Genomic DNA, 25,597 nt, shown 5'->3' with positions numbered 1-25,597 from the left:
ACTAATCTGCTGAATGTGTAACCAGGGCGGCCGATCCCCGTCCACTTACCTTTTGCGTCGAGAGGAACCATGGCGGCTTCGATGGCTTGGATGGGTTCGAGGAGCGCGAGGAGTTCGAGAAGGAAGGAGCTGTCTACGGGAGGTGCACGCGTGCCGCGGCGGGCGTTCATCCTCGGCGGGTTGGCGTGGCTTCGAGCGGCGCCGATGGCGGGCGCCGGCGCGGGCTGCGCCGGGAGCACCGCTGCGGGCGCGAAGGGCGGCGCGGGACGGCCTCCGGGGACGGGCCTGCGCTACCGGGGCGTTTGCTACGAAACGGGCTTGGTGAGCGGCCCAGGCGAACCATCGAGCCTACCCATCTGGGACCGAGGGCGCATGGACGCGGACGTGCGCGTCATCGGAGAGCAACTCCATTGCAATTCCATCACCGTGTTCGGAAGCGATATCGGACGCCTGGTCGACACGTCCCGGGCCGCCCTCGAGCAAAACCTGACCGTGTTCGTGCAGCCCCGCTTGTACGATCATCCCCAGGAGCAAATCCTTCGCCACTTGGCGCATACCGCGCGCGAAGTGCAAGGTCTACGAGAGCGCTACGGCGACCGCGTCACCCTGATCATCGGCTGCGAGTACGTTCTCTTCGTGCCGGGCATCGCGCCCGGCGAGCGATTCACCGAGCGCATCGAGCGGTTCGGTCAGACCCCGGAGGAGGACTATCCAGCCATTTTCGAGCGACTCCATGCGTTCATCCGCAAGGCGGCGGGCGTCGCCCGCGAGAACTTCGATGGCCCCGTCACCTACGCCGCGGCCACCTTCGAGGACGTCGATTGGTCCCTCTTCGACTTCGTCGGTCTCGACTACTACGAGTATTTCCAAACCCCCGCGGAGTACCATCGGGATCTCGAAGGTCATCGGAGACACGGTAAACCGATCCTGATTTTGGAGTTCGGGAGCTGCACCTACCGAGGCGCCCCCGAAAAAGGAGGTAGCGGTTACGCCATCGTCGACTACGAGCAGGATCCGCCCCGCATCCGGGGGAGCGAGGTTCGATCGGAGCGGGCGCAAGCGGATCACATCGCCCGCTTGATGCCGATCTTCGAGGCCGAGGGCCTGCTCGGGGCGCACGTCTACACGTTCATGGCGCCGGATTCGCCCTACGCCGCGGAGCGGGAGTACGATCTCGATATGGCTTCGTTCGGCCTCGTCAAAGTGGTCCGCGAACGGCGGGCGGATCCCTCGTCCCCCTACCGCTGGGAGCCAAAGGAATCCTTCCACGCGCTGGCGCGCCACAATCGCGAAGCTCGGAGATGATCCGCCCGGCCGCCGTCAGTGAAGTTTGATGTCAGCGGCCGTTTGGGCGTCGATGTGTTTGCCGGCAACGGGCACGCCGTTGGCTTTGAGATCGAAGGCGAGAATGTCCCAATAGTCGCTCTCGGGCAGGGAGCCGGGCTTCTCGGGCGGCATGCTCTTGACCACGAACTGCGCGACATCGAGGGCCGTATGGAACGCCGCTTTTCGATACTTTTGCTCCGGACGGGGATCCAAGGGGAGCGCGTTCGTGCCCACCACCGGCGGCGCTTTCTTGGAGCCTTGGCCGGCCGAGCCATGGCACCCCGCGCAGTTGTCGGCATAGAGCTTTGCACCGCGCTCGGCTTGAGCCTCGCCATCGGCCGTCCCCGCCGACGTCGTCGCGGACGCGGCAGACTGTTGGTTCGAGCCTCCACAGGCGAACGAGGTGACCGCACATGCAACCAGCGCCCATGCGCGCAAGAGCTTTCGTATCATCGGAATCGCCTCCTCGATGAATCCGGACAGGCCGGATGGAAACGGGATGCATGGACGAGTCGCGAGCAGGAACGAGGTTCCCGAGCTTCTCGGGTGGGACCCGCGTTTCACCGGCTCACGACCGCCCGATACGCCGCAGCACCTGCCGGACGACGTGATCGCAGCGCGCCCCCGCGAACGAGAACGCATCCTTCGACGACATCTCGAGCCGCTGCGTGAGCACCCGGCGCAGGAGCCCGCGCGCGCGATGCAGCCGTGTCTTCACCGTTTCCTCGGGGATATCCAGCACCTGCGCGACGTCCGCCGTGCTCATTTCCTCCATGGCCCGCATCATGAACACGGTTCGAAAATCGGACGGGAGCCGGTCGATGGCACGCTCGAGAAAGGCTCGGAGCTCGGCATCGTGTGCGCTCTGTTCCGGGGTTCGCGGGTTCGTTGCCATAACGCAGTCCTCGTGCTCCGCCTCTTCCTCGTCGAAGGATGCATGCCGTCCGCGACGCCGAAGCCGCGCAAACGCTTCGTAGACCGCGATGCGCGTAAGCCACGTGGAGAACGTCCCCGCACCTTTGAACTGCGCGAGGTGCTCGTAAGCGCGCACATAAGCGTCCTGCATGACGTCGGAGGCCTCGTCATCCTCGCGTAAGATCGAGCGCGCCACGCGGTACAACCGCCGGTTGTGGCGTCGCATGATCACCTCGTAAAGATGGACCTCCCCTGCGAGAACGCGGCGGACGACATCTTCGTCGGTGCCGAGCTCGCGGCGCTCCAGGGGCTGCTCGGTGCTGTGCGCATTCACGGTTCTTCCATCATGAGTCGCTTCGGCCCCCGCGGGTTCCTCTTTTCGTAGCTGATCCGTCCGTTTTCAGACGTCGTAGGTCACGTCCATTTGGAGATTCAAATCGTCATCGTAGTGGGGATTGTTCAGAAAGAAGATTTGCCCAGTCGGTGAGATGAAGTGGGTGTGACTCGACCGAAGGACCAATTGCTTCAATGCGTCAGCGTGGCTGCGAAAGTTGGTGACCGCCGCGGCGGCCAGCTCGTTCAATGTCTCGCTGGCCGGGTTGAAGCTGCGCATGGCGAACTTTTCCAGCCCATCGATGATCTTATCGGCCACATGGGCCAGGGAGTCTTTCTTCTCGCTGCACGTGATTCGAAGGTCGGGCGGCGGGGTGACCTTGAAGTGAAGGTGCTCGTTTTGGTCGACATAGGTCTCGAGCACCGCCTCGCTCGAGCCGCGAAAGTCGCGCGTCCAGCTGAATTTCAGATCGTCGTCGATGCCCAGATAGAGCTTGGCCGTCAGCTCCACGTGCCGGTGCAAATCGATGCTCACCGTCACCCGGTTGCCCGCCACCCGAATGGTGTAGGTGTGGTGATCCGTCTGGGTGATGTCGGCTTTGTATCCGATCTTGGCCTTCCAAACGCCCCAGGTATCGTCCTCATGGTCGAGCTTCTTCGCGTCGTCGAACACCGACGTGAACGTCATGCCGTCCTGGGTCCAAGGTGCCCCCGTCGCCAGCGCCGACTGAACGGGCCCGAAGAGCAAGGGGTCGAAGAAGACCGAGCGCGCGAACAGCAGGACCCCCGAAAAGTCGTTCGATGAAATCAGCGGCGTCGTCAGATGGCGGACGCTCTTATCGGCGTTTCGGGGAATGCGCTTCTCGAAGTTCGGATCGCGGCCGCCCAGCACTTCGTAGTTGATGGTGCTCCACCCGTCGTTGGTCGGGTTGGGGGTGCTCGAATAGCCGATCCACATGGGGACCAAGCTGGCCTGCGCGTTATTTTCGAGCGCGGCGCCCGTCCCCGAGACCACGGTCGCCACCTGCCCCTTGGGCTGCGCCACCGCCACCCCCAAAATATACGGAGTGCGCCCGCCCGGGTTCTTGTCCTGAAACCCGAAGACGTCCTGCAGGTTGGTGCTCAACTCCACCGAGAACTGGGGATCTTGCTGCATCAGCACCTTGAGCGACACCCCCGTATCGACCGTGTACGAGCCGCCGTCGCCGAACACCACCAAGGACACGGTCGATCCCAGCGCGTCGGCCGGATCGCGCAGATCCCATTGGGTAAAGTCGACGGTGTCGAAATCCAAGAAGAGCTGCTGAAGGCCGAAGACGTCCTCGTTGAACGCATGATCCGTCACCGCCTTGAGCACCTCGGGCGGGACCCTGCCCTGGGCGACGCCGGCCTCGAAGTCTTTGGCCGTGACCGGGATCTGATTCAATTGCACGGCGAAGCGAAGCTCCAGGCCCTCCAAGGACAGCAAGATCGGGCGCTCCGACGCCGACGACGTGTACGAGATGGCGGGGACGATCGCATACCGCTGGACCTTGGTGGTCCCCAAGGTCACCGTATGCCTTCGAAGCCAATAACGGATCCGCTGTTTCGAGAGGGTGCTCACGGGATCGCGAACCGGGATGTCCTCCCGCCGCTCCAGCACGGCGTCGGTGGCCGTCGCACTTTGGGCTGCAAACGCGGCTTCGAGCTCGGCCGAGGTCCAGCCCTCGGGATCATTGGGTTGCACATCGTGCGCGATGAAGGAAAAGGCGAACTCCACCTCCTGGGTGTCATTGCGTTTTCCAAATGTCACCTGCGGAGGGTGCACCCACCCGCGCAGGTACGAGATCAACTTTGGCGTGTTTCCGCCGAGGATCCCGCCGACGATGACCCCATTGCTCGCGACCTTGGAGACGATGAATCCGGCGCGCGCCAGCCGTTCGAACTGGGAATTGATTTCGTCTTGGCCAATCGACAGAATCATATCGTAGCCGACCATCACGTTATCCATCGACGGCTCCTCGTTCGCGGTTCGTTGCGCGGGTCGAGTTCGCAACGATCGTGCCGCCGTTGGGAACGGCGACGCTCCGCTCCCTGCATGGGCTGCACGGGACGCCGCACGTGACAGCGGCAGGACCGCAGCCGATGGGGCGCGTCGGCGGCGGACGCGGGATCGTCACGCGCCGACGCAACGATCCGGCGCACGGTTCAATGTGAAACGGCTTGCTTCGCGGGGTTCGCGGAACGCGAGGGCGCGCGCGATGCGCAGAGGGCGGCGCGGATGGTGGCGGTGACCGAGGTGGGCTCTTCCATCATGACGAGGTGACCGCAGCCCGGCAAGGTGAGCGCCTGGACCGGCTGGAGGACGGTGTTCAAGCGCTGTCCGGCGGCGGGCGAGAGGATGCGGTTGTTCGCGCCCCACAAGGTGGTGATGGGCGGAAACGACGCAGGAGGCCGGAAGGCATCGAGCTCCGCGAGGCGCGGCAAATCACGCGCGATCGCGGCGATGGGGAGCAGCCGGCCGGGCGCGGACCATCGGTCCCGCAGCGACGCGAACGTCTCGGCGGGCATGTGCCGGCCGCGCGGTCCGAGCTGCGCGCGCACGATCCACGCGGCGATGGCCGAGGGCAGACGCATCCCCGCAAAGGCGGAGTCGAGCTGCAGGCGCTCGCCGAGGCGCGCGGACCAACCCGTCGGGGTGGGGCGAAGGGTCGCCGCCGTCAGGGGGCTGCTCAGGACCAGCGCGCGCACGTTGTGCGGACATTGGCGCGCGTAGAGCAAGGCCATTGCGCTGCCGAAGCAATGGCCGACCAAGGTGATTTGGCGCAGGGCATGATGCTCGATGAAGTCGCCGAGCAACCGCAGGTAGGTGTCGATGGTGTAGCCGCTATCGGGAATGGCCGAATCGCCGTAGCCGAGCCAGTCCAGGGCAACCACCCGGTTCGTCGCCCGCAACGCCTCGTATTGGGCCGACCAGATGGTGCGGTCGCCGCCGAGGTTGTGAAGGAACAGGATGGGGTCCCCCGTGCCGGCTTGATCGTACGCGATGGGCGTCCCGTAAAAATCGAAGACCGGCATCGAGCGCGCTCCCTTCCTAAATGGTATACAAGACGTATCACATTTCAGGCGCCGGGCGCGGCGCGGCTCTTATTTTTTACACGTCGCCTTGAAGTTCGCGGCAAACTCGTCCAGGCATTGCTTCTGTTCGGCGCACGTCGCGCGCCCGACGCAGTCGCCGACCTTCGATTTGAACTCCGTGCGAAGCGCCGGATACACGCAAAATTCCGCGCTCCACTTCGCCGTCGCCTCGCAGCCCTTCGCCTTGGCCGCGCAGTCGTTCACCGCCCGTTCGTCGGCGGTGATGCCCATGGCGATGGCGCATGCATCGTCGGTCGCCTTCTCCGCGCAGACCGTGCTACCGCGGCAGGTGGCGTACGAGCGCACGGCGGGGTTGCTGTAGCCGCACTGGTAAAACGCGATATGCTCCGCGCAACGCTCGAGGCTCCCTTTGGACCCGCCGCAGGCGGCCGCGCGCGCATCGATCTTGGCGCAAAGCTCCTGGGCCGTGACGGGCGGCCCCTCCTCCCCGCCGGGACGGGGGTCGGAGCCATCGTCATTTCCACATTGGGACGTGAGCACGATGAGACACGGCAAGAAAGCCAACCCAAACGACGTTCGCGCGATTCGCATGTTCCCTCCTCGCGCAAATCATATGCCCGGCTCGCCCGCTCGAATACCCACCAAATCGAGCGTGGCGCGCCATCGACATGTGTCAACGTGCGCCATGGGTTCGCTCCCTCGCCATGCTAACCGCTCTTGGCCACCAGGCGCGCAAAGACGGCTTGGCGCAAGAGCGCGGGCGGGACCATGCCTTGGGCGAGGACGAAATCGTGAAACGATGCGAGATTGAAATGCGCGCCCATGGCCCTTTGGGTGTCGGCGCGTAACTCCATGAGGCGCATGTAGCCGTAGAAGTAGGATGGGGCCTGCGCCGGCCACCAAAAGGTATAGCGGTCGACGGCCGAATTGGCCCACGCTTCCGAGAAGACGACGTCTTGCTGCATCACGCGGCGCGCTTCGCCGGTGTCGAGGAGCCCCAGATTGAGCTCGATATCCAAAAAGGCGTGCGCTGCGCGCATGAGACGCGCTTGCAGGCAAATGAGTTGGCCGTCGAGCGGCATATAAGGCCGCATCAGGTCCTCGGCGTAGAGGCCCCAGCCCTCGGCGTTGACGCTGTTGAATGCGAAGAGCGCGCGGGCGATGGAGACGTTGCGCTCGATCATGCTCGAATATTGGAGCTCGTGGCCGGGGCGGCCTTCGTGCGCCGTGAGCCACCAGGAGGCGGCGTCGTGGCTGAAATCGTCGAGGCGCTTGGACGGATCGGCGGAGAGCCGGTCCGGCAAGACGAACGTGCCCTCTTCCCCGGTGTTGCCGATGAGGCGCGGCGCATCGAAGAAGGGCGCCGGGATCTGCGCGCTCTCTGCGTCGGTCGCCAATCGAACTTGCATGGCGCGCGCGGGCACGGTCACCAAATGTTCGCGCCGGAGAATGGCGTCGATCTCCGCCACCCGACGGTGGTACGTGTCCAGCAATGCGCTGCCGTGGAGCTGCGTCTTTTTGAGCGCGCGAATGACATCGCGGTAATCGGTCGCCGCCAGGCCCTTTTCGCGTGCCACGCGGGGCGCGAGCTCTTGCATCTCACCCTGCACGCGGGCGAACGCTTCGCGCGCCTTGGCGGCGACCTCGCGCGGCGGCGCGTCGATGCCCGACTCCTCCAGCGCCAGCCGATACAGCTCCGGGGGCTGATGAAAATCGGCGCGCGCCCGCGGCAAAATGCTCTCGCGCACGAACTTGGTATAGGCCGCCACCTGCTCGTTCCAGCGCGCGAGCGGCGCCTCGTAGCCGGCGGGGGAGGATTTCGCCAGCAGCTTGGCGACGCCCTCGGCCAGGATGGGCATGGTGGCGAGCATCTTCTCGACGCGCACCTTGGCCGGAAAGACGAGGCCCGGACGATCGAGCCGTTCGCGCGTGCGCGCGATGGCCAGATCGACCAGCGGGCGCCGGCCGGGCTCCATTCCCGTGTAGCGCCGCAGGCGGACCAGGGCCGAGCGCTCCCCGGCGGCCCGGATCCCACGAAGAACGATGTCCGTTACGTCCGTGAGCGGGACGAGCCATTTCGCGTCGAGCTCGATGCGTTTGCGGCGAAGCTGCGCGGCGCGAAGCAGGAGCTCCAGATCGGCGTGCACCGCCGGATCCGTCTCGCGGGCGAGACGCTCGCCCAAGGTGGTCTCGGCCTCCCGGTACGCTCGGAGCGAGCGCTCCGCGAGGTCCGGTCCGAGATCGACGATTTCCTCACCGGCCCCTTCGAGCCCGCCGGCGTGGGCCGATTCGGGCTCGAAGCGCGCCTCCAAATCGAGCAGCACCTTGGCGTTTTCGTTGCTGCGCGCCGTGCTGTCCGCGGCGGCGGCCACCGACCTCGGCGCCGCGGCCTCCGGGGGCCGGGCGCCGCCGCCACCACATGCACCCATCGTCAAAAGCCAACCGCACGCCACTCCATACCGCCATCCGCGCATGGGTCATCGTTAGCATGCGTTCGCGCGCGCATTCCAGCGCGCCCCACGAGGATCGTGCGCGCGGCCGGCTCGCCGGGCTCGGCGGCGCTTGGAGGGCGTGGCCGTAGAGATCTAGAGGATCTCGAGGGTCGCAAGCCCCGCGACCGCAAAGGCGCTCTCGGGGTAGCTGCCACTGCACGCGATCCCCGCCGGCATGGCCTTGAAGCTGAGCGTCACGGATTTGCCGACGAATGGACCGCGTTGAATCCGAGTCGCCACCGTGAAGACGAGATCGGCGCGCCCGCCGGCGCCGGCTTGCGTGCGCACGGCGTAGTTCATGGGGCTCAGCGCCACGCTGGTTTCGCCATCGCTCCAGCCCAAGGTCAACCTTGCGCCGGAGCCTCGTTGAAGAACATGGTTTTCACAGTCCACCGCCACGGTATCGTCGAGGCGATACTTCACGAATCGAATCGAGGTGTTCGCACCCGTGCATTGGCGCAGGGTGCTAATGCCCCCGGCGATGCGTGTCTCCGCGGGATCCCCCGCAAAGACGGTCTGCGCGGTGCCTCGGCACTGGAGCACGCCCGCCGGCGCGACCATGGCCGTTCCCTCGGAGGACCGAAGGTCGCCGCCCTCATCCTCGGGATCGGGCGCGAGGTCCGCATCCGGCGACCCACCCATGGTGCAGCCTGCGAGCACGGTCGCGACTGTGGCCGACGTCATCCATCCAAATAGCTTCCGATGGCTCATGGTCATCCTCCCATTGGTGCTCAGCGGGTTCGTGCTGCGCACGATGATGAATACGACCCAAATCGCATTGAGTATTGGCGGTGACCGCTCGGTACGCAAACCATTCGCCGTGCGTCCCGTAAAGGGCGATCTACGATGTCATTTAATCATGCCTGTTCCGTGCAGATGACGCTTCGGGTACGGATACGATTGGGCGGCGGAGGATACGCGCCCGCCGAACGCGCGAGGTCGTACAGGATGGCCATTTGCATTCATGCAAATGGCTCACGCAGCTCCGATTCACGCTCGGGGATTCGAGCGACACCTATTCACATCATCGAATGAGCACATCGAGCGCAACACATCGAGCCCGCGAGCGCGCGCAAAGGTACCTGTGGCCGCGCGGGCGATGAGCTTGGCATCGTTCAATGCATGTCCTTGGACATCGCGATACGGACCACGATATGGCCTCGCGTCATCACGGCGCGTTTCGTCGTATGCCCGATAACGACCGCGCGAGGTTTGCTATCCATCACGACACGAGGAGCGCGTTCGTCGCACAGCGCCCGACTCGCGTGGTCGCAAAGGGCCATTTTTTGCCAATCGCGACCGAAAATCACACTGTCATGGTGCCCCTCGGCGCGCGAAGAGCGCACCACCGTAACAACCGCGCCAGTTTCCGTCACATACGCGCCACGAACGTTCATTCGAACTAATTCGTATTGCGGTCGAGTCGAATTAGTAAGTACGGATCCGGTTTATTTTGTATAGTGCCGAATTTTTGTCAGGCAGACGCGGATTGTCTGCGTCTCCACAGAAGGACGATCATTGCAATGACTCTAAGGCCTACCCTCTCTGGTACTGGTATTCTCTTGCTCTTGCTCTCGGCGTGCACGGCATCGTCGACCGACGCGCCCGAAGGCGGGCAACGTGCTTCGAAGTCCTCCGCGCTCAGCGGCACCCGCACCAAGACGCGGGCGGTTCGCGCAGCCAAAGCCGATTGTTCCAGCTACACCGTGACCGATCTCGGGACCTTGCCCGGCGGCCGCAACTCCACCCCCGACGCGATCGACGATGCCGGCCATGTGACGGGCACCGCGTGGGTCACGAGCGTCGCAGCGCCGGTCCATGCCTTCGCCGGAGATGGCAATGGGATCACCGACCTCGGTACGCTCGGCGGGGAGAACAGCTTCGGACAAGGGATCAACGGCGGTCGGGTCGTGGGCCAGTCGAACGTCGCCGGCGGCGGAACGCACGCGTTCCTCCACGACGGGAGCGGGCTCCACGATCTCGGCACCCTCGGCGGAACCGACATCTACGACAACAGCAGCGCCACCGATGTCAACGCGTCCGGCGTGGCCGTGGGCACGTCGCGGCTCCCCAATGGCTTCGAGCGCGCCGTGCGCTTTCAAAATGGAGCGGTGGTCGATCTCGGCACCTTGCGCGGGGGTCTGGAGTCGAACAGCATCGCGACCGCCATCAACGACAGCGGTCTCGTCGTGGGCAGCTCGGACAGCGCCAGCGGGCCTGTGCGCGCCACCGCATGGTCCAACGGCACCATCACCGATCTCGGTGTGCTGGCCGCGTGCACGCGCAACTGCTCGAGCAGCGCCAGCGCGGTGAACGCCTCCGGGGTCGTCGCCGGCAGCGCGCGGGTGGACAACACCACGAGCCACCCGGTCATCTACCGTGGCGGCGCGGTCATCGACTTGGGGCTCGCGCCGAAATTCCAGACCGGCGCGGCGTACGGCATCAACGACGCGGGGTATGTCGTCGGCAACATGACCTACCGTCAAGGCGAGATCGTGGTCCGCCACGGCTTCGTGCACGACGGCAGCAGCCTGCGCGATCTCAACGATCTGGTCCAAGGTTCGGGCTGGCAAATCACCGACGCGCGCGACATCAACAACTCCGGGCAGATCGCGGCCACTGGCGTCGACAGCAACGGTACGTTCCATGCGCTGGTGCTGACCCCCGACTGCGCGCCCCCGGTCGGGCCGCAGTTCGTGTCGATCTCCAGCGCGGTCAACAACCCCACCGTCTTCGCGCCCGACGGCGTCGCGGCCGGGGATCTTCTGGTCGCCGCCATTCAATACTGCGCGCACCCGGTGAACATCACGCCGCCGCCCGGCTGGACCTTGGTCGCCGATCAAATCGCGGGCGAGGGCACCGACCAGGTGTTCCACGAGCTCGTCTACTCGCGCGTCGCCACGGCGAGCGAGCCCTCGGAGTACACGTTCCAACGTCCCAGCGAGGACGTGTATGTCGATGTTCAAGTCGCCGCCTACTCGGGCGCCAGCGCCATCGACAAGGTGGCGTCCACCACCACCACGGGCGGCGCCATCGCGGCCCCCAGCGTCACCACATCGCAAACCAACGAGCGCCTCGTGGCCGTGTTCACCGGGTGGACCGCGGGCAACTGGTCCATCGCGCCGGGCATGACCGAGCGCTCGAACTTCGACGCCAACAGCCTCCAGGACGAGTCCATCGCCGCCGCCGGCCCCACCGGATCGCGTGAGGCGGTGAACAATGAAGGCGTGATGACCGCGGTCAGCATCGCCATCAAGTAACGAGCAACCCGAAAACATGGTGTGGCCGAACGGCGTAATCCGATAAGCGCGCGTTACGCCGTCGGCCACGGCCGGCTTCGACGGGCCTCGTGGAGCTCATTGGTCCACGCATGACGAGCGAGGCGCTCCGTCCACCCTTGGCGCGCGCCGAAAGGTGCTTTTGCGCGCGCCGCCACGACGCCATCCTTGGTGTTCGGAGGCAACCGCCCCGAGGCATTCAGAGCGCCGTGGACGATTTCCCCCGCGGACGTCCCGCGATCGGCGCTACCGTTTTGGCGCCATTTGCCTTATTACGCAACGAGTCATCCTACCTTTATTATTTCCGCGTGACAAAAGGCAGGCAGCCGTGGCGTGATTCTGGCACCATTCGTCCATGAGCGAACTTGACCGAAGGGCGTTTCTGCAAGGCAGCGCAGTAATCATCGGATCTATCGCCACAGGCTGTTCGGTGGAGTCGGCGACCGGGTGGGAGCGGGCTTCGACGGCGGATGCGGCGGTCGCGGGCCTGCACGAACAGGTCGTGCGCGACGCCCGGATGGTGTGGAAGAAGGTGCCCGAGAGTTGGCAGACCGCGCCGTTCCTCGCCAATGCGCGATTGGGTGTGCAGATCTACCGCGACGCGGCCGCCACGGGCAGCGTGTTGAAGTTCATGCTCAGTCACTCCGAGGTCCAAGATCAACGCGCCCAATGGGAGGCGGGCATCGGGCTCTCGCGGCTGCCCATTGGGTATCTCACATTGACGATGGCCGGGGGCATCACGGGCATCGATTGGGAGCTCGACCTGTGGAATGCCGAGTTGACCGGGACCGTCACCACCACGCAGGGGAGCATCCAGTTTTCGGCGTTGGTGCTCAAGGAGCAGGGCGCGCTCCTGGTGTCGATGGTGCCGAGCACGGGCGAGGCGTCCGCAGCCTGGGCATTTCAGCCCCTGCCCTCGAAGACCACGCGCCAGATCCGGGTGCCCGAGGACTATGTGGGCAATCCTCCGGCAAACATCGGAACATCGGGCGACACGCGCTATGCGGAGCAAACGCTCCTCGCCGGCGGCGGCTACACCACGGCGTGGCAAGAGAAGCGCGAGGGCACGCGGCGCCTCTTGGCCGCCACCGTGGTGTACGGATACCCCGATTCGACGGGGTTGGGCGAGGCCACGGCCGCCGTTCGCCAGGTGCTGGCGACCCCGCCCGATGGGCTGGTGGCAGGCCACCGGGGGTGGTGGAATGGCTTTTACGCGCGCAGCTTCGTCTCCGTCCCCGACAAATGGGTGCAGCGCTTTTACTGGATTCAACTCTACAAGATGGCGTCGGCGACCCGCGCCGATGCGCCGGTGCTGTCCGAGTGGGGGCCGTGGTTTCCCGAGGTGGGCAACAGCTGGACGGCGGTGTGGTGGAACCTCAATGTGCAGGTCTCCTATCCGCTGGTCCAAAGCTCCAATCACCCCGAGCTGGACGCGGTCACGGCGGCGTTCCGTCGCTTCGAGCGCAATTTGCCTCTGTCGGTGCCCGAAGCCTACCGCGATGGCGAGACGTACGCGCTCTCGCATCCGGGCGATTGGACCTTGCGCCCTGGCGGTACGCGCACGGTGGGTATCCCGGGGACCAGCAAGAAGACCGACCAAACGGGAAATCTCATTTGGGGCCTTCACAACGTTTGGCTCGCCTACCGGCACAGTATGGATAAGACCGTGCTGCGCGACGTGCTTTATCCCATCTTGGGAAAGGCGCTGAACTTCTATGCGCGGTTCTTGGCCGAGGGCAACGACGGCGCGCTGCACCTGCCGCTCACGCGCTCGCCCGAGTACGCCGACGCCGAGGACTGTACCTACGATTTGTCGCTGGTGCGCTGGGCATGCGCGACGCTGGTCGAGTCGGCCCGCACCTTGGGCATCGACGATCCGCGGCTCCCCCGGTGGCGCGACATCCTGGCGCGCCTCGTTCCGTACCAACGCGATGAACGCGGCACCTTGATCGGGCGCGGCGTGCCCCTGGCGCAATCGCACCGTCATTTTTCGCATTTGCTCTGGCTCTACCCCTTGGAGGAGCTGCGCTGGGAGCGACCGGAGGACCGCGCGCTCATGAAGGCGAGCTTCGATCACTGGGCGAGCATGCGCGATCTCTGGCATGGATTCAGCTTTGCGGCCGCGTCGAGCATGGCCTCCCGCATGGCGGCCCCGGAGGAGGCGCTCTCGCATCTGCGGTTCTTCCTGGACGGCAACATCGTCGACAAATGCCAGCTGACGCCCAATACCATGTACCGCGAAGGCTCCAATTTCGCCATCGAGAGCCCGCTCGCCGCCGCGCAATCGGTGCTCGATATGCTGGTGCAGAGCGGCCGAGTCGTCGACGTGTTTCCCTCCGTGTCGACCACCTGGGCCGACGCGTCCTTCGCCCAGCTGCGCACCCAAGGGGCGTTTCTGGTCGATGCCTCGCGGCGCAAGGGCCGCACGGAGTGGATCCGCATCCGTAGCGAGGCCGGCTCGCCGCTGCTCCTTCGCCACCGCATCGCCGGCACCATCGACGTGCGCGATGCCCAAGGACGGCCCCTGCCCTGGCGCCAGGCGGAGCCGGATGCCATCGCCATCGACCTACGCTGCGGCGACACCGCCTTGATCACCCCCCGCGGACAGACGCCGAACACCTCCCCGCGCGACGTCACGGCCAACGGCGACGCCAAGCGCTGGGGGCTACCCTAGGCGACTTCGGGAGGCCAAGCCTTCCCTTCGAAAATCATCCGTTTGGACCGAGGGCCGGCCGCTTGTGCGCGCGCGCTCCAAGCGGCGGTGCCAGCATGGCCCGCATGATGGATCCGCAGGTCGAGACGAGACAGGGGCCACCATGGCCCGATCAGGGTGAGCGCGCGCCGGCCGAGGCGCGGCCGATCGCCAAAGCCGAGGCGCGGCCGATCGCCAAGGCGGCGCGGGTGGACGCCGTGGATCTGCTTCGCGGGGTGGTGATGATCGTGATGGCCATCGACCACTCGCGCGACTTTTTCAGCGGCGCCATGTTCGATCCTACGGATCTGAAAAAGACCACGCCGGCGCTCTTTTTCACCCGGATCGTGACCCACATTTGCGCCCCCACCTTCATGCTCCTGGCGGGGACAGGGGCCTACCTCTCGCTGTCGCGTGGAAAGAGCCGCGCCGAGGTCTCCCGGTTCCTCTGGACCCGCGGCCTGGCGCTCGTGATCGCCGAGGAGACGATCATGCGCATCGCGTGGCGGTTCAAGCTCTACGGCCTCCCCATCGACGGGAGCACCATGTGGGGCCTCGGTTGGTCGATGATCGCGCTGAGCGCGTTGATTCATCTGCCCATCCGCGGGATGGCGGTGGTCGGCGCGGCCATGGTGCTCTTTCACAACTTGCTCGACTCCTTTACGGGCGAGAGTTGGGGTCCGCTGCGGTTCATTTGGGTATTTCTCCACGGCGGCTTCGTTGGCACACCGGAGCGCCCCATCCTCTGGGTTGGGTATTCGCTCATCCCCTGGGCGGGGGTGATGGCGTTGGGTTATGCGATGGGTCCCATCGTGCGCGGAGATCCCGCGCGGCGGCGCCGCTTCTTCTTCTATACCGGCCTGTCGCTCACCTTCGGCTTCATGGTCTTGCGCTTCACCAATGTGTATGGCGATCGGCACCCCTGGTCCCCCCAGGCGAGCCCCATCCTCACGGTGATGTCCTTTCTCACCACCGAGAAGTATCCACCCTCGCTGCTCTTCCTCACGATGACCCTGGGGCCGATGCTGCTCCTGCTCTCCGCGCTCGACGGCTTGAAGGGGCGCGTGGCCAATTGGCTTCTCATCTACGGGCGGGTGCCGCTCTTTTACTACTTGGCGCACATTTTCTTGCTTCACATCATGGCCTTCGTGCTGGCATATGCCGTCGATAAACCCCTGCCATGGACCCCGGCTTGGGCCCTCTCGGGGCCGCCCATCGCCAACTACGGCTGGGATTTGCCCATGGTCTATCTCATGTGGCTGGCGGCGGTGGCGGCGCTCTACCCTGCATGCAAATGGTACATGGGGCTCAAACGCCGTAGCAGCTTCTGGCTGTTGGGATATCTGTAGATTTCGTCTTAGCGCGAGCTGCCGAGTGGCGCGAGCGGTGGCGCGGTTCGATGTGCGGCGACATCCCGCGCCAAACGCAACGCGGTTCGTTCAAAGGCTCCTCGTCGGGAGGAATCATCGACCGAGACCCTACGTACTCGGTGCATGATTCCGAAACGAGAAATGACCGCCGATGCGGGCATCGCGCGGGCGCAGGATCCCGACGAGCTGGAGAAGCCGTCATCGAAAATTTTCCGCACGAGCGGCGCGGTGGCTCGGGCGGTCGCGCGATTGCGTGCGCGCCTCGCCGATGTGGAGGCCGCGACGGTAGAGTGGCGAAAGCGGGGCTGGCTCGCGGAGGGCGACGTGCATGGCCACACCTTCGAGCCGCCGCGCGCGAACGCCGGTGAGCTGCTCGCGGGCTTCGAGAGCCGCTTCGCGCCGCTCCCCCGTGCGCTGGAAGCGCTCTATGGTGCGATGAACAGCCTCTGGACGGGCCCCGTCGCCGCCCCCGGAGGTGAACGGAGGCTCGATCGCGGTGAAGAGTCGTTCGTCTTCATGCCCCTCGAGAGGCTCTTGGCGCACCACGCGCGCGGCCGCGGCGACGGGATCGTTCTGAATCACGATTTAGGTCATTTGTATGATTTGCGTGACGCACGTGATGGGCAGGGCTCGGACGATCGCTCGTGGACCATCCTCCACCCGGCGGATGGCGCCATCTATACGCAGACGAAGCGCGACGCGATGCCTCGCAAGATGGCCTCGTCGCTGGTCGACTATCTGAATCAGCTCGCCATGTCCTTTGGCAAAGGGTGAGCGTCTTCGTGCGCTTCGCCCCGCTCGCCGAGCCTTGACGCTAGCATGCTAGCATCCTAGGATTCCGCCCAGATGGCCGACGACGTGAAACAATTCAACGTGTACCTGCCGACCGAGCTGATTCGGGAGGTCAAACATCACGCCGTCGAGACCGAGCAATCGCTATCGGCCATCGTGGCGGCCGCCCTGCGCGCCTACCTCGACGACCGGCGATCCAAACGGAGGAAGCATGGAGACTGACGGCATCGAAGGTTTGCTCATCGAGACGCACAATTGGGGTAAGACGGTCGCCTTCTGGAAGGGGCTCGGTTACGAGCTGGAGTTCGAGACCGATCATTGCTCGGGGCAGCTGCGCCACCCCAGCGGCGGACCTTACATCTTCGTTGCCGAGCGGCCGAAGGAGCAAGCGCTCAAGGTCCAGTTGGCCATCGGCGTGCGCGACGCCGCGAAGTTCGCGCCGCCGAGCGCCGCGGTGGTCGTTCGTCCCTTCGAGCGGCAGCATTTTCCGGTGCTCGAGATGGTGCTCGGCGATCCCGACGGCCGTGAGATCAGCGTGCACGCACCGCTGGCGGGCGACGCGGCGAAGGAGAAGCACCATGGTGGCTGATCGCGCTCCGAAGGTCGAGAGCACGGCGGAGCGCGTGGCTTTGTGGCGGGCCTTGCACGTCCAGCTCGATGCGGCGCCGCACGTGCTCGAGGACGAAATAGGCCTCCGGCTGGTGGCGCCGGCGGAGGATTGGCGCGACCGTTTCGACATGAACCCGGCGTTCACCCGAAGCTTCCGCGCCTCCATCGTGGCCCGCGCGCGCTTCATCGAAGATCTGGCGGAGGAGCAAGCGGCGCGCGGCGTTCACCAGTACGTCATCCTCGGGGCCGGCCTCGACACGTTCGCCCAACGCAGGCCCGAGATCGCCGCGAAGCTGCGCGTGTTCGAGGTCGATCAGCCGGGTCCCCAAGCTTGGAAGCGGCAGCGGCTGCTGGAGCTGGGGTATGGCATTCCCGAGTGGCTAAAGCTCGTACCGGTCGACTTCGAGGCTGGCGAATCGTGGTGGGACTCGCTCACCAAAGCCGGCTTCGACGCGGGCCAGCCGGCGGTCGTCGCCTCCACGGGGGTCAGCATGTACCTTACGAGGGACGCCATCGCCGCCACCTTGCGCCAAGTCGCGGCGCTGGCCCCGCGCTCCACCTTGGCCATGACGTACATGCTGCCCATCGAGCTCGCCGATCCCGAAGAGCGGCCCGGGCGCCTGAAGGCGGAGGCCGGCGCGGCGGCCTCCGGCACGCCGTTCATCAGCTTCTTCGCGCCCGAGGAGATCCGGGCGTTGGCCCGCGAATGCGGCTTCAAAGAGGCCCGGTGTGTGTCGGGCGCCGATCTCACGCAGCGCTACTTCGCCGGTCGATCGGACGGACTTCGGCCGGCGGTCTCGGAGGAGCTGTTGGTCGCGACCACATAGGCCGCGGCCGTCCGCCGCGGTCCTCGGTCAGTTCGACGTGAGGACGACGGCGGCGCCGATGCGCGCGGCGGCGGGGCGCAAGGAGAGCTCGGCGAGCTCGCTGCCCATGAGGGCAAAGGCGCGATCGCGCAAGAAGATGGGCCGCGTGTTGCCGTACCAGTCGACGCACGACGTTTCGCACGGGCTCGCGACATTGCCGGCGGATACGATGCCCAGCGGGGCCAGGGCTCCATCGGGCGCGACATCGAAGAATCCCAAGTTGGAAATACCATTTCCCCAACCCCAATTGGCGCCGGAACGGGGCTCGTTGATGACGGCGTATCCAAAGGTGCCTGCCTGGCCGGCGCCGGGCTTGTAGAAGAAGCCATGGCTCCTTCCCTCGCCTTGGGTCAGGCCCTCGAGCGCGAGCTCGCCCAGGGGATGCTCCACGTCGTCCACCGAGAGGGCGCGCAGCCGTAAACCACTCCGGGCCCGGCTTACGACCAGCGCGCGCCGATCGCCCAGCGGCTCGACGCGAACGATGCCCTCGGCGGGCGCCGAGGAGATGGCGCCCGTCCGCGCATCGAGGGTCACCAGGCGCGCGCCTTCGCCCGAAACCGACGCGACGAGGACATCGCCCACGAAGCGGTTCGTCGCGAGATGACCCGGCGCGAGCGCGCGTGCCTCGACGTCTTGCAGCCCCTTCTTATCGAACGCCGCGAGCGGCAACGACGCGAGCGAGGCCTTGCTCTCCGCGTTCACGGCGACCAACAATTCGCCTCGCGACTCGCGAAACGAGAATTGGTCGAGCGGCGAACCGTTGGCGCGGTGGGTGGTGACGTCGAGGGACGCGAAATCGAACCGGTAAACGTGGGACGAGGCCCACAGATACACGGCGTTCGTCGAGACGTACGTCTCGCGCCACCAACCTCCGATGACGCTCTTCGCGTCGCACGCCAGCTCGCCGCTCGCGGGCAGCTCGCAGCGCACGATCGTATGGAAGGTGGGAAAAATCGGACGATGGAGGGACGTCGTGACGTCGAGCGCACCGAACAAGGGCCCTACGGCGCGCACCTGGCCCTCGTCGTTCATCTCGAGGAGCCGCGGATACGCGAGGGCCGCGTCGCGGCGGCCGATGAGGTGCGGCATGTAGAAGAGGAGCTTTCCGTCCACCATGCGGCTCGCGTAGTTTCGACCCGAGTAATAATCGTTGGACTCGAGGAACATCGTCTTGAGGCGCTCGAGCTTCCCCGCCGTGAGCCGGAAGGTGTCGATCTCGGTCGCGCCGCGAAACCCGGGCACCGCGTAGCGGTAGCCGACCACGTAAATCAAATCGCCTTTGACGAGCATCTCGTCGTACCAAACGCCCCGGTTCAGGGCGTCGGTCCGGGCCACGCGCACGGAGTCGCTCGAGGCCGGCGCTCGTCCGTCGCGGACATCGGCCGCAAACAGCCGCCCCTTGCGGAGCACCACCAGGTAGTTGCCAATGTTCTTGACGATGCCGCCCTCGTCGACGCCGTTCTCTTGGTTGTTCGTGACGTTCTCGTTCGGGGGACCCGCCCCCGGGACGCCCCCTGCGTTGTACGAATCTCCATTGGCGCCTTTGTCGCAGCCTTGCTTCGCGGCCTCCGCCTCCGCCTCGGCGACATAGGCATCGAGCTCCTGCTCGGAGGCAAAGCGATGCATGCCATTTGGCTCGGGCTTCAGGGACGTGTCGCTCGTGACCCCACATCGCCCCGATGGCCGGCCATCGAAACGGCTCTCGCTCCCACACCCCAAGGTGAGCGGTGCAAGCGTCGCCGAGATTGAAAGAAGGAGACCCCATCGCAGGAGAGCAAGCATGCACGCTGGTCGAGCAACGCGCGTGCCCACACGACCCGCGAAATCCGCCGAAGAAGCGCGAGGGCGTGCATGCCAACCTGTGTCAGCCGTTCCGGGGATGTCGGAGCGCGAGGAGGAGAGGTGCGCTTTCTCGCGCCTTGGCCTTCACGGGCGCGGATGCACGATCTCGCGCATGGTCATTTTCTTGTACGCCGCAACCAGGGCAGCTCCCTCGTTGCGATCGACGGAAATCGCCAGCCGCATGGTCGATTCGCCCAATTGCCAAATCAGAAAGGCCATCGACGCGAATCGCTCGGGATCCGACACTTTGTGGGCGCGCGCCATGGCCGCGGCCAGCATGGCCCCGCAAACCCGGCCCGGCGCTGTCCTTTCGGGGGGGCGCCGACCTCGGATTGGGCCAGACCGGCGCCGCGGAGCATCGATTGACGGTGACCGGGGACTACGCCCGATTCTCCAGCTGGTCCATCGATCTTCCCGGCGTCGTCACGGGCGCCCATCTGGACGTGGTGTCTGCGCGCGCGAGCTATCGGCTCTATCCATTTCGCGCAGGCGGCGGGGTCGGGCTCCACGTCGGCGCCGGCGCGGGCCTGCTCGTCGCCCGCGATCGCATCGCCCTCGAGCTCCCGGCGCGCACCGTCGAATCCACCGATATGCGATTTGGTTTTCCGCTCGAAGTCGAAGCCGGTTGGACGTTCGGACGCCATATCGATCTTTCGCTCCGCCACACCTTGGCCGTCTTCACCGAGGATCAGCCCCGCACATTCCGCTATTGGGCGCTGGCGCTCGGAGGCCACCTATGAAAGGCGCCGCCTTGGCGGCCTCCGCGCTGGCGCCTCTCGCGCTCATGGCGTCCATGTTCGCGGCCTCCACGCTCGCGGCGTGCTCCGCGCCCCATGTGCCGCCCGAAAAGGCGATTCACCCCCTCCCCGCATCGGCCATTCACCCCGCGGACAATGCAACGTCGCCGGCGAAGGTCGAGCTCGGCCGCGCGTTGTTTTGGGATCCCGTGCTCTCGGGAGACCGCGATATCGCCTGCGCCACCTGCCATCATCCGAGCTTCGCCTACACCGATGGCCTCGACGTTTCCATCGGCGTGGGGGGCGCCGGCCTCGGCGCGGCAAGGAAACCCGGCGCCCGGCATCATCGAACGAACCGCAATGCCATGACGATCCTGGACGTAGTCTGGAATGGCGTGACCTCGACCACCCAGCCCCCGGCCGAAAAGGCGCCCATGTTTTGGGATCATCGCGTGGTGTCGTTGGAGGAGCAGGCGCTGCGCCCGATGGCCAACCTCGACGAGATGCGCGGCGAGCACTTCGACGAAGCCGCCATCCTGCCGGAGATTCTTTCGCGGCTCGGGGCCATCGCCGAATACCGCACCCGTTTCGACGAGGCCTTCGGCCCGGGCCCCATCACGGAACGAAAGCTGGGGCAGGCCATCGCGGCGTTCGAACGCACCCTCGTCGACCGCGGCAGCTCCTTCGACCGATTCATGGCCGGCGACGACGGCGCCCTCTCCCACGTCGCCAAACGAGGCCTGGCGGCGTTCGTCGCGGCCGGCTGCGGCTCGTGCCATTCGGGCCCGCTGCTGTCGGATTTCAAATTGCATCGCCTGGGGGTCCCCGAGCTGCCCGGCGCGACCCCCGATCCCGGGGCCGGCGAGGGACACTTCCGCACTCCATCACTTCGAAATATCATGAAGACGGCGCCCTACATGCATAACGGGCTCCACAAGAACATCGAGGATGTGCTCCAGTTCTACACCGATGTCGTGAGCTCGGGAAAATCGCAGGATCCCGATCTCGAGGACCTTCGATTCGGCGATGGCAGCCACGATGATTTCATGGCCTTCTTCGAAGCGTTGAGCGATGGCGACTTCGATCGCACGATCCCCGCCAAGGTGCCCAGCGGGCTCGCGCCGGGCGGTCACATTCGGCCCTAGAACATCGCCGCGCGCGGACGCTCCTACCTGCTTGGAAGGTGCGACGAATCGTCGCTGGACGGCGGCTCGCGAGGTCGGGTAGCAAGGCGCGCATGAATCGTCTTGCGCGGGCCTCGCGGCCGGCCTTGCCTGCTTTCTTCGTATCCACATTTGCGAGCGCTCTGGCCTCCGCGCAAACCGCGACATCGACCCCTGCTCCCGGCGCGCCGGCCGATGTGCAGGTCAGCGGGCGCCGGGGCCCCACGGTGGGCTCGCGCATGCAGGAACCTCTTCGTGATATCCCCGCCACGGTCCATGTGGTGACCGACCGGGAGATCGAGGAGCATGGTGCGTCCGACGTGGCCGGCGCCGTTTCATGGGTTCCCGGTGTGCAGCCCCAACTCGAATATGGCGGATTCACGTCCATGACCATTCGAGGCTTCAAAGAATTTACGAGCGTCGTCGATGGCATGCGCGACGACCGCTACCAGCTCGCCGACTCCGCGCCCTCGGGCAACCTGGCCGGCATCGACCGCATCGAGGTCCTCAAGGGACCGGCGTCGGCGCTCTATGGCTATGGCGGTATCGGCGGCGTCGTGAGCATTCTTCACAAATTGCCCTCGCGACGTTTCGGTTACGAGGGCTCTCTTTCGGTGGGAGGTCCCTCCAGCCTGCGCCGCGCCTCGGTGGGAGCCACCGGGCCCATCGACGACACCCTGGCCGCGCGCGTGGACGCCGGCATCGTCGATGACGAGGGGTTTCGCCGGAATCGATCGACCAACGCCAACATCACCGGCGCCGTCGAATGGAGGCCCGCGGATCGGCATCGCGTCCTCGTGCGTCTGGGTTATCAAAAGTTTCACTTTTCGGCCGACACGGGGCTGCCGACCGAGAACGGAAAGGTGCCCGACGGCATCGCCCTCGAACGACGCTTCAATACGCCGTGGGACTACCTCGATGGCGCGTTCTACGACGGGCGCCTGGAGTACGCCTACACCGCCAGCGACCACGTCAAGCTGGTGGCGCGCGCGGGGGTGAGCCGCAACCCGTACGATTACAAATCGGCCGAGTTCTTGACGGTCGGGCGCGGGCAAACCGTCGATCGTCAATGGTTTACCCTCGGGCAGGAGTGGGACGCGGTATCCGCGCAGCTCGAGGCGCACGTGCGCGGCACGTTGCTGGTGCCGCACCGCGCGCTCTTCGGATACGACTTCGGCTACCTGCTGGCGCGCCCCCCGCGCTTCGATCTCCGGAACACGGATCTGGCGCCCGTTCCGTTCGCCGATGCTCCGGATCCGCAAGGCGATTATGGCACGACGCGCGTCGGGCGCGTCACGCGCCATCAGACCACGCATTCGCTCTTTGCGCACGACACCGTCAAGCTCGCGGAGGGGTTCAAGCTCTCGCTCAGCGGGCGCCTCGATCGATGGGAGTACGACTCCACGACCCGAATGTACGACACGGCGGTGACCCCTGGCGGCTCCCAGACATCGCAGGATCGCGATCTCATCGCGGCCACCTTTCGCGCGGGTCTGGTGCTGCAGCCGGCGGATTGGCTCACCTTTTACGGCATGACGGGGACGGGATTCACCCCCGTACGAACGGTCTCCGCCGACGGCCGCACCTTCGATCCCGAGCGCGGTCGCGAGTACGAGCTGGGCGCCCGCATCGATGCCTTCGAGCGCCGCATGCACGTCGATCTCGCCGCCTACAACTTGCGCAAGACGGACATGGTGGTGGCGCGCAAAGCCAACATTTACGAGCAGCTCGGCGCCCAGAGCTCGCGGGGTGTCGAGGCGAGCATCACGCTCGAGTCCATCGCGTCGTTCTCGCTTCGCCTCGGATATGCGTATACGCGCGCCCGCTACGACGATTACCTCTCGTCCAGCGGAAACTTCACGGGAAAGACGCCCGCCAACGTTCCGGATCACACGTTCTCCGCGTGGGGAAAATACGTCTTCCCCTTGGGCTTCAGCGCCGCCGCGGGGCTGCGCGTGATCGGAAATCAGTGGGCCGACGCCTCCAACACCGTGGAGATGCCCGCGTATGCCCTGGTGAGCGCGGCCGTGTTTTACGCGGTCGGGCCCATGGAAATCGCCGTCAACGGCGATAACCTGCTCGGGTTGGGGCGCTATTACGTGTCATCCATCAACGACTCGCAGCTCACCCCAGGGCCGCCGCGCACCGTGTTGGTGAGCCTGAGGTACAAGTCGCGCTCGTGAGCCGGCGACACCGCTCCGAGCGGAACGGCATTTCGCTCAAGGATGGCTCTGGAACCACCGGAGCACGGCGTCCGGCGCCTCCGCGATCCATTCGTGGCCGGCGCCCGAGCGGACGATGAAGTCGTTGTCGATGCCCGCCGACTTCAGAGCAGCTTCGTAGCGCCTCGCGGTGTAGAGCGGAACGGTGAGATCGGCGCTCCCGTGAAGGAGCAATGTCGGGGGGTGATCGCTGGACAGCGCGGGCACCGAGCAAACGGGCCCCGCGCACGTCGCATACGAGCCGGATTGAACTCCGAGCGCGGCGAACCGCTCCGGATAGGCGACCCCCATGCGGCTGGTCATATAGCCGCCGCTGGAGATCCCCGTGGCGTACATGCGTGTACCGCGAAGCTGGCCAAACTTGCCGGAGTCGATCGCGTCGAAGATCGCGAGCATCAGCCGATGGTCGCCCGACGCCTTCCAATTGAGCGCAAAGAGCGGGTTGTTCGTATCCCAGAACGTCGTGCCTTCACCGTGCGCCTCGGGGGCGATGACGGCAAAGCCATGATCGAGCAGGCGCTTGACGACCAATGTCTGGTAATACGCACCAAACGGTAGTCCCTTTTCCGCCTGCCACGTCAACTCCGCCGTGAACAGAGAGCCCTGGAAGATCAGCACCGTGGGCCACCCACCCGCCGGCGGCGTTCCAACGGGAATTTGCCAATGGACCTCTCGTCCGTCGATGCGCGTGGAGTTTTTGGAGCATTTGACGGACGTCGGCGTCTCCGCGCAGCGTGACTCGGAGGGCGAATCGAGCGCCGTTTCGCTCACCGTATCGAGCGTATTTCGCGAGGTTTGGTTCGACTCTCCGCCCGCGGAGCAAGCCCCCAGCGCGGCGGGAATAGCAAATAGTGAAACTAGGGTGAGGATGGAATGATTCACGGAGGCACCTCTAGATTTGTAGCGCTCACGCGCGAGGTAAAAACGAGCGCTGAATGGGTGGGCGCCAAAGCGCATATCCAAAGGTATCAAGGCGCCGCCGGCGACACTTGTATGGGGAGGCTATTCTCGGCGTGAACCGATCTTTCGACTTCGCCGCCGCGTGCGCGCGCCTACGACCTCACAGGAGGCTCCACTCCGCGCCATATGTCACCAGCCCGAGCCGCCGCGCGACGGCCCGCGACCGCAGGTTGCTCCACGAGGTGCTGTAAAGTGGAATTCGTCCCACCGCGCGCACGGCCAAGGCCCAAGCGGCGACGACCGCGGGCGCGTAGCCGCGGCCTTGGAAGTCCGCGAGCGTGCGCACCCCCGCCTCCGCCGCGCGATCGGTGAAGCGCGCGCAATGGCACATCGATCGCGCAACGCCATCCTCGACGATCGCGGTGAACGGGCGGCCCGATTCCAATCCAACGGCGAGCTCGTACGGCGAAAACCCAAATGGGTGGAGCAAATGGGCGTTCGTGGGATCGATGGTGACCACATTTTCGGGCCGCTCGACCTCGTCAGGGAAGAAGAAGGCGGGCCCCGCGCTCACCTCGTCGACCGGGTGCAGCGACTCCAAAAGCTCGCGATAGGCATCGAGGTGCCGGGGCGCCGCCGAGAGGTCCGAGCTCGCTGGCTCGCTGGCGGCGAGCTCGACGAGCGAGCGGGCGATGGTGTCGGGCACGTCGTGCCGTACGCGCCAAAGGTGGCCGGTGGTCGTGCGCGCGAGGTAAAAGCGGGGCGCGGCCACCGGGCCGATCTCATTGGTCGAGAGGAGGCGTTCCTTGGAATCGTGCGTGAACAGCGCCTCGACATGAAGCTGCAAAAGCGTGCTCTCCAACGAGCTCCCATGCGACATGGTCATGCCATGAGACGTAGAGCAACGTGTGCAGGGCCGGCAAGGTCACGATGGCGGCTTCGCGCGCGGCGCGACGCATCTTCCGCGGGCGTGGGAAGGGCG

The 25,597-nt window shown here is 65.7% G+C and carries 23 protein-coding genes; 11 read left to right on the top strand and 12 right to left on the bottom strand.

The window, feature by feature from the left end; translation table 11 throughout:
- The first annotated feature begins 150 nt into the window (after nt 1–150).
- Complete coding sequence (locus tag LZC94_15010; protein ID WXB18538.1) at nt 151–1,305, top strand: hypothetical protein; 1,155 nt, start codon at nt 151–153, stop codon at nt 1,303–1,305.
- Nucleotides 1,306–1,320: 15 nt separating this feature from the next.
- Here LZC94_15010 and LZC94_15005 read toward each other — a convergent pair whose 3' ends face one another.
- The 8 genes from LZC94_15005 to LZC94_14970 form a co-directional block, all read right to left on the bottom strand.
- A complete protein-coding gene (locus LZC94_15005) occupies nt 1,321–1,779 on the bottom strand; it encodes a c-type cytochrome (protein ID WXB18537.1) in 459 nt (152 codons plus the stop codon).
- Between the two features lie 115 nt (nt 1,780–1,894).
- Complete coding sequence (locus tag LZC94_15000; protein WXB18536.1) at nt 1,895–2,575, bottom strand: RNA polymerase sigma factor; 681 nt, start codon at nt 2,573–2,575, stop codon at nt 1,895–1,897.
- 66 nt (nt 2,576–2,641) lie between these two features.
- A complete protein-coding gene (locus LZC94_14995; protein ID WXB18535.1) occupies nt 2,642–4,564 on the bottom strand; it encodes a hypothetical protein in 1,923 nt (640 codons plus the stop codon).
- Nucleotides 4,565–4,761: 197 nt separating this feature from the next.
- Nucleotides 4,762–5,631, bottom strand: coding sequence for an alpha/beta hydrolase (locus tag LZC94_14990; GenBank protein WXB18534.1), 870 nt, complete (start codon nt 5,629–5,631; stop codon nt 4,762–4,764).
- Nucleotides 5,632–5,700: 69 nt separating this feature from the next.
- On the bottom strand, nt 5,701–6,243 hold the full coding sequence (locus LZC94_14985) for a hypothetical protein (GenBank protein ID WXB18533.1): 543 nt from the start codon (nt 6,241–6,243) through the stop codon (nt 5,701–5,703).
- A 116-nt stretch (nt 6,244–6,359) separates the two neighbouring features.
- The gene (locus LZC94_14980; GenBank protein ID WXB18532.1) at nt 6,360–8,081 is read right to left on the bottom strand and encodes a DUF885 domain-containing protein; all 1,722 of its coding nucleotides are present in this window, start codon (nt 8,079–8,081) and stop codon (nt 6,360–6,362) included.
- A 156-nt stretch (nt 8,082–8,237) separates the two neighbouring features.
- Complete coding sequence (locus LZC94_14975; GenBank protein ID WXB18531.1) at nt 8,238–8,855, bottom strand: hypothetical protein; 618 nt, start codon at nt 8,853–8,855, stop codon at nt 8,238–8,240.
- Between the two features lie 404 nt (nt 8,856–9,259).
- Nucleotides 9,260–9,541 (bottom strand): hypothetical protein, encoded by a 282-nt coding sequence (locus LZC94_14970; protein WXB18530.1) that lies wholly within the window; start codon nt 9,539–9,541, stop codon nt 9,260–9,262.
- 165 nt (nt 9,542–9,706) lie between these two features.
- Here LZC94_14970 and LZC94_14965 point away from each other — a divergent pair, with 165 nt between their 5' ends.
- The 7 genes from LZC94_14965 to LZC94_14935 all read left to right on the top strand — a co-directional run bounded on the left by LZC94_14965 (nt 9,707) and on the right by LZC94_14935 (nt 17,712).
- Entirely contained in the window at nt 9,707–11,404 is a 1,698-nt protein-coding gene (locus LZC94_14965) for a hypothetical protein (protein WXB18529.1), read from the top strand.
- Nucleotides 11,405–11,852: 448 nt separating this feature from the next.
- Complete coding sequence (locus tag LZC94_14960; protein ID WXB18528.1) at nt 11,853–14,096, top strand: hypothetical protein; 2,244 nt, start codon at nt 11,853–11,855, stop codon at nt 14,094–14,096.
- Nucleotides 14,097–14,191: 95 nt separating this feature from the next.
- Nucleotides 14,192–15,463: a heparan-alpha-glucosaminide N-acetyltransferase domain-containing protein gene (locus LZC94_14955; GenBank protein WXB18527.1), complete on the top strand. Its 1,272-nt coding sequence runs from the start codon at nt 14,192–14,194 to the stop codon at nt 15,461–15,463.
- A 144-nt stretch (nt 15,464–15,607) separates the two neighbouring features.
- Complete coding sequence (locus LZC94_14950) at nt 15,608–16,258, top strand: hypothetical protein (protein WXB18526.1); 651 nt, start codon at nt 15,608–15,610, stop codon at nt 16,256–16,258.
- 72 nt (nt 16,259–16,330) lie between these two features.
- Nucleotides 16,331–16,498, top strand: coding sequence for a ribbon-helix-helix protein, CopG family (locus LZC94_14945; GenBank protein WXB18525.1), 168 nt, complete (start codon nt 16,331–16,333; stop codon nt 16,496–16,498).
- Nucleotides 16,488–16,865: a hypothetical protein gene (locus tag LZC94_14940; GenBank protein WXB18524.1), complete on the top strand. Its 378-nt coding sequence runs from the start codon at nt 16,488–16,490 to the stop codon at nt 16,863–16,865. Before LZC94_14945 ends, LZC94_14940 begins: the two co-directional genes overlap by 11 nt.
- Nucleotides 16,855–17,712: a class I SAM-dependent methyltransferase gene (locus LZC94_14935; GenBank protein WXB18523.1), complete on the top strand. Its 858-nt coding sequence runs from the start codon at nt 16,855–16,857 to the stop codon at nt 17,710–17,712. Before LZC94_14940 ends, LZC94_14935 begins: the two co-directional genes overlap by 11 nt.
- A 27-nt stretch (nt 17,713–17,739) precedes the next feature.
- On the opposite strand, the gene LZC94_14930 is transcribed toward LZC94_14935, so the two are convergent.
- Both LZC94_14930 and LZC94_14925 read right to left on the bottom strand, forming a co-directional pair.
- Complete coding sequence (locus LZC94_14930) at nt 17,740–19,377, bottom strand: beta-propeller domain-containing protein (GenBank protein WXB18522.1); 1,638 nt, start codon at nt 19,375–19,377, stop codon at nt 17,740–17,742.
- Between the two features lie 300 nt (nt 19,378–19,677).
- Complete coding sequence (locus LZC94_14925; protein ID WXB18521.1) at nt 19,678–19,872, bottom strand: hypothetical protein; 195 nt, start codon at nt 19,870–19,872, stop codon at nt 19,678–19,680.
- 83 nt (nt 19,873–19,955) lie between these two features.
- On the opposite strand from LZC94_14925, the gene LZC94_14920 reads away from it, so the two are divergent.
- From LZC94_14920 to LZC94_14910, 3 genes are all read left to right on the top strand, one after another.
- Nucleotides 19,956–20,333: a hypothetical protein gene (locus LZC94_14920; GenBank protein WXB18520.1), complete on the top strand. Its 378-nt coding sequence runs from the start codon at nt 19,956–19,958 to the stop codon at nt 20,331–20,333.
- Nucleotides 20,330–21,475, top strand: a complete 1,146-nt coding sequence (locus tag LZC94_14915; protein WXB18519.1) for a hypothetical protein — start codon at nt 20,330–20,332, stop codon at nt 21,473–21,475. Before LZC94_14920 ends, LZC94_14915 begins: the two co-directional genes overlap by 4 nt.
- A gap of 92 nt (nt 21,476–21,567) precedes the next feature.
- Complete coding sequence (locus LZC94_14910) at nt 21,568–23,676, top strand: TonB-dependent receptor (GenBank protein WXB18518.1); 2,109 nt, start codon at nt 21,568–21,570, stop codon at nt 23,674–23,676.
- Between the two features lie 36 nt (nt 23,677–23,712).
- Here the strand turns inward: LZC94_14910 and LZC94_14905 are convergent, their stop codons facing one another.
- Together LZC94_14905 and LZC94_14900 are read right to left on the bottom strand one after the other, a co-directional pair.
- Nucleotides 23,713–24,597, bottom strand: coding sequence for a prolyl oligopeptidase family serine peptidase (locus tag LZC94_14905; protein ID WXB18517.1), 885 nt, complete (start codon nt 24,595–24,597; stop codon nt 23,713–23,715).
- Nucleotides 24,598–24,775: 178 nt separating this feature from the next.
- Entirely contained in the window at nt 24,776–25,501 is a 726-nt protein-coding gene (locus LZC94_14900; GenBank protein ID WXB18516.1) for a hypothetical protein, read from the bottom strand.
- Nucleotides 25,502–25,597: the final 96 nt, after the last annotated feature.

The sequence above is a fragment of the Sorangiineae bacterium MSr11954 genome, assembly GCA_037157815.1.
GTDB lineage: Bacteria > Myxococcota_A > Polyangia > Polyangiales > Polyangiaceae > Pendulispora > Pendulispora albinea.
The sequence above is the reverse complement of the archived record's forward strand: the minus strand, read 5'-3'. Positions and strand labels throughout refer to the sequence as shown.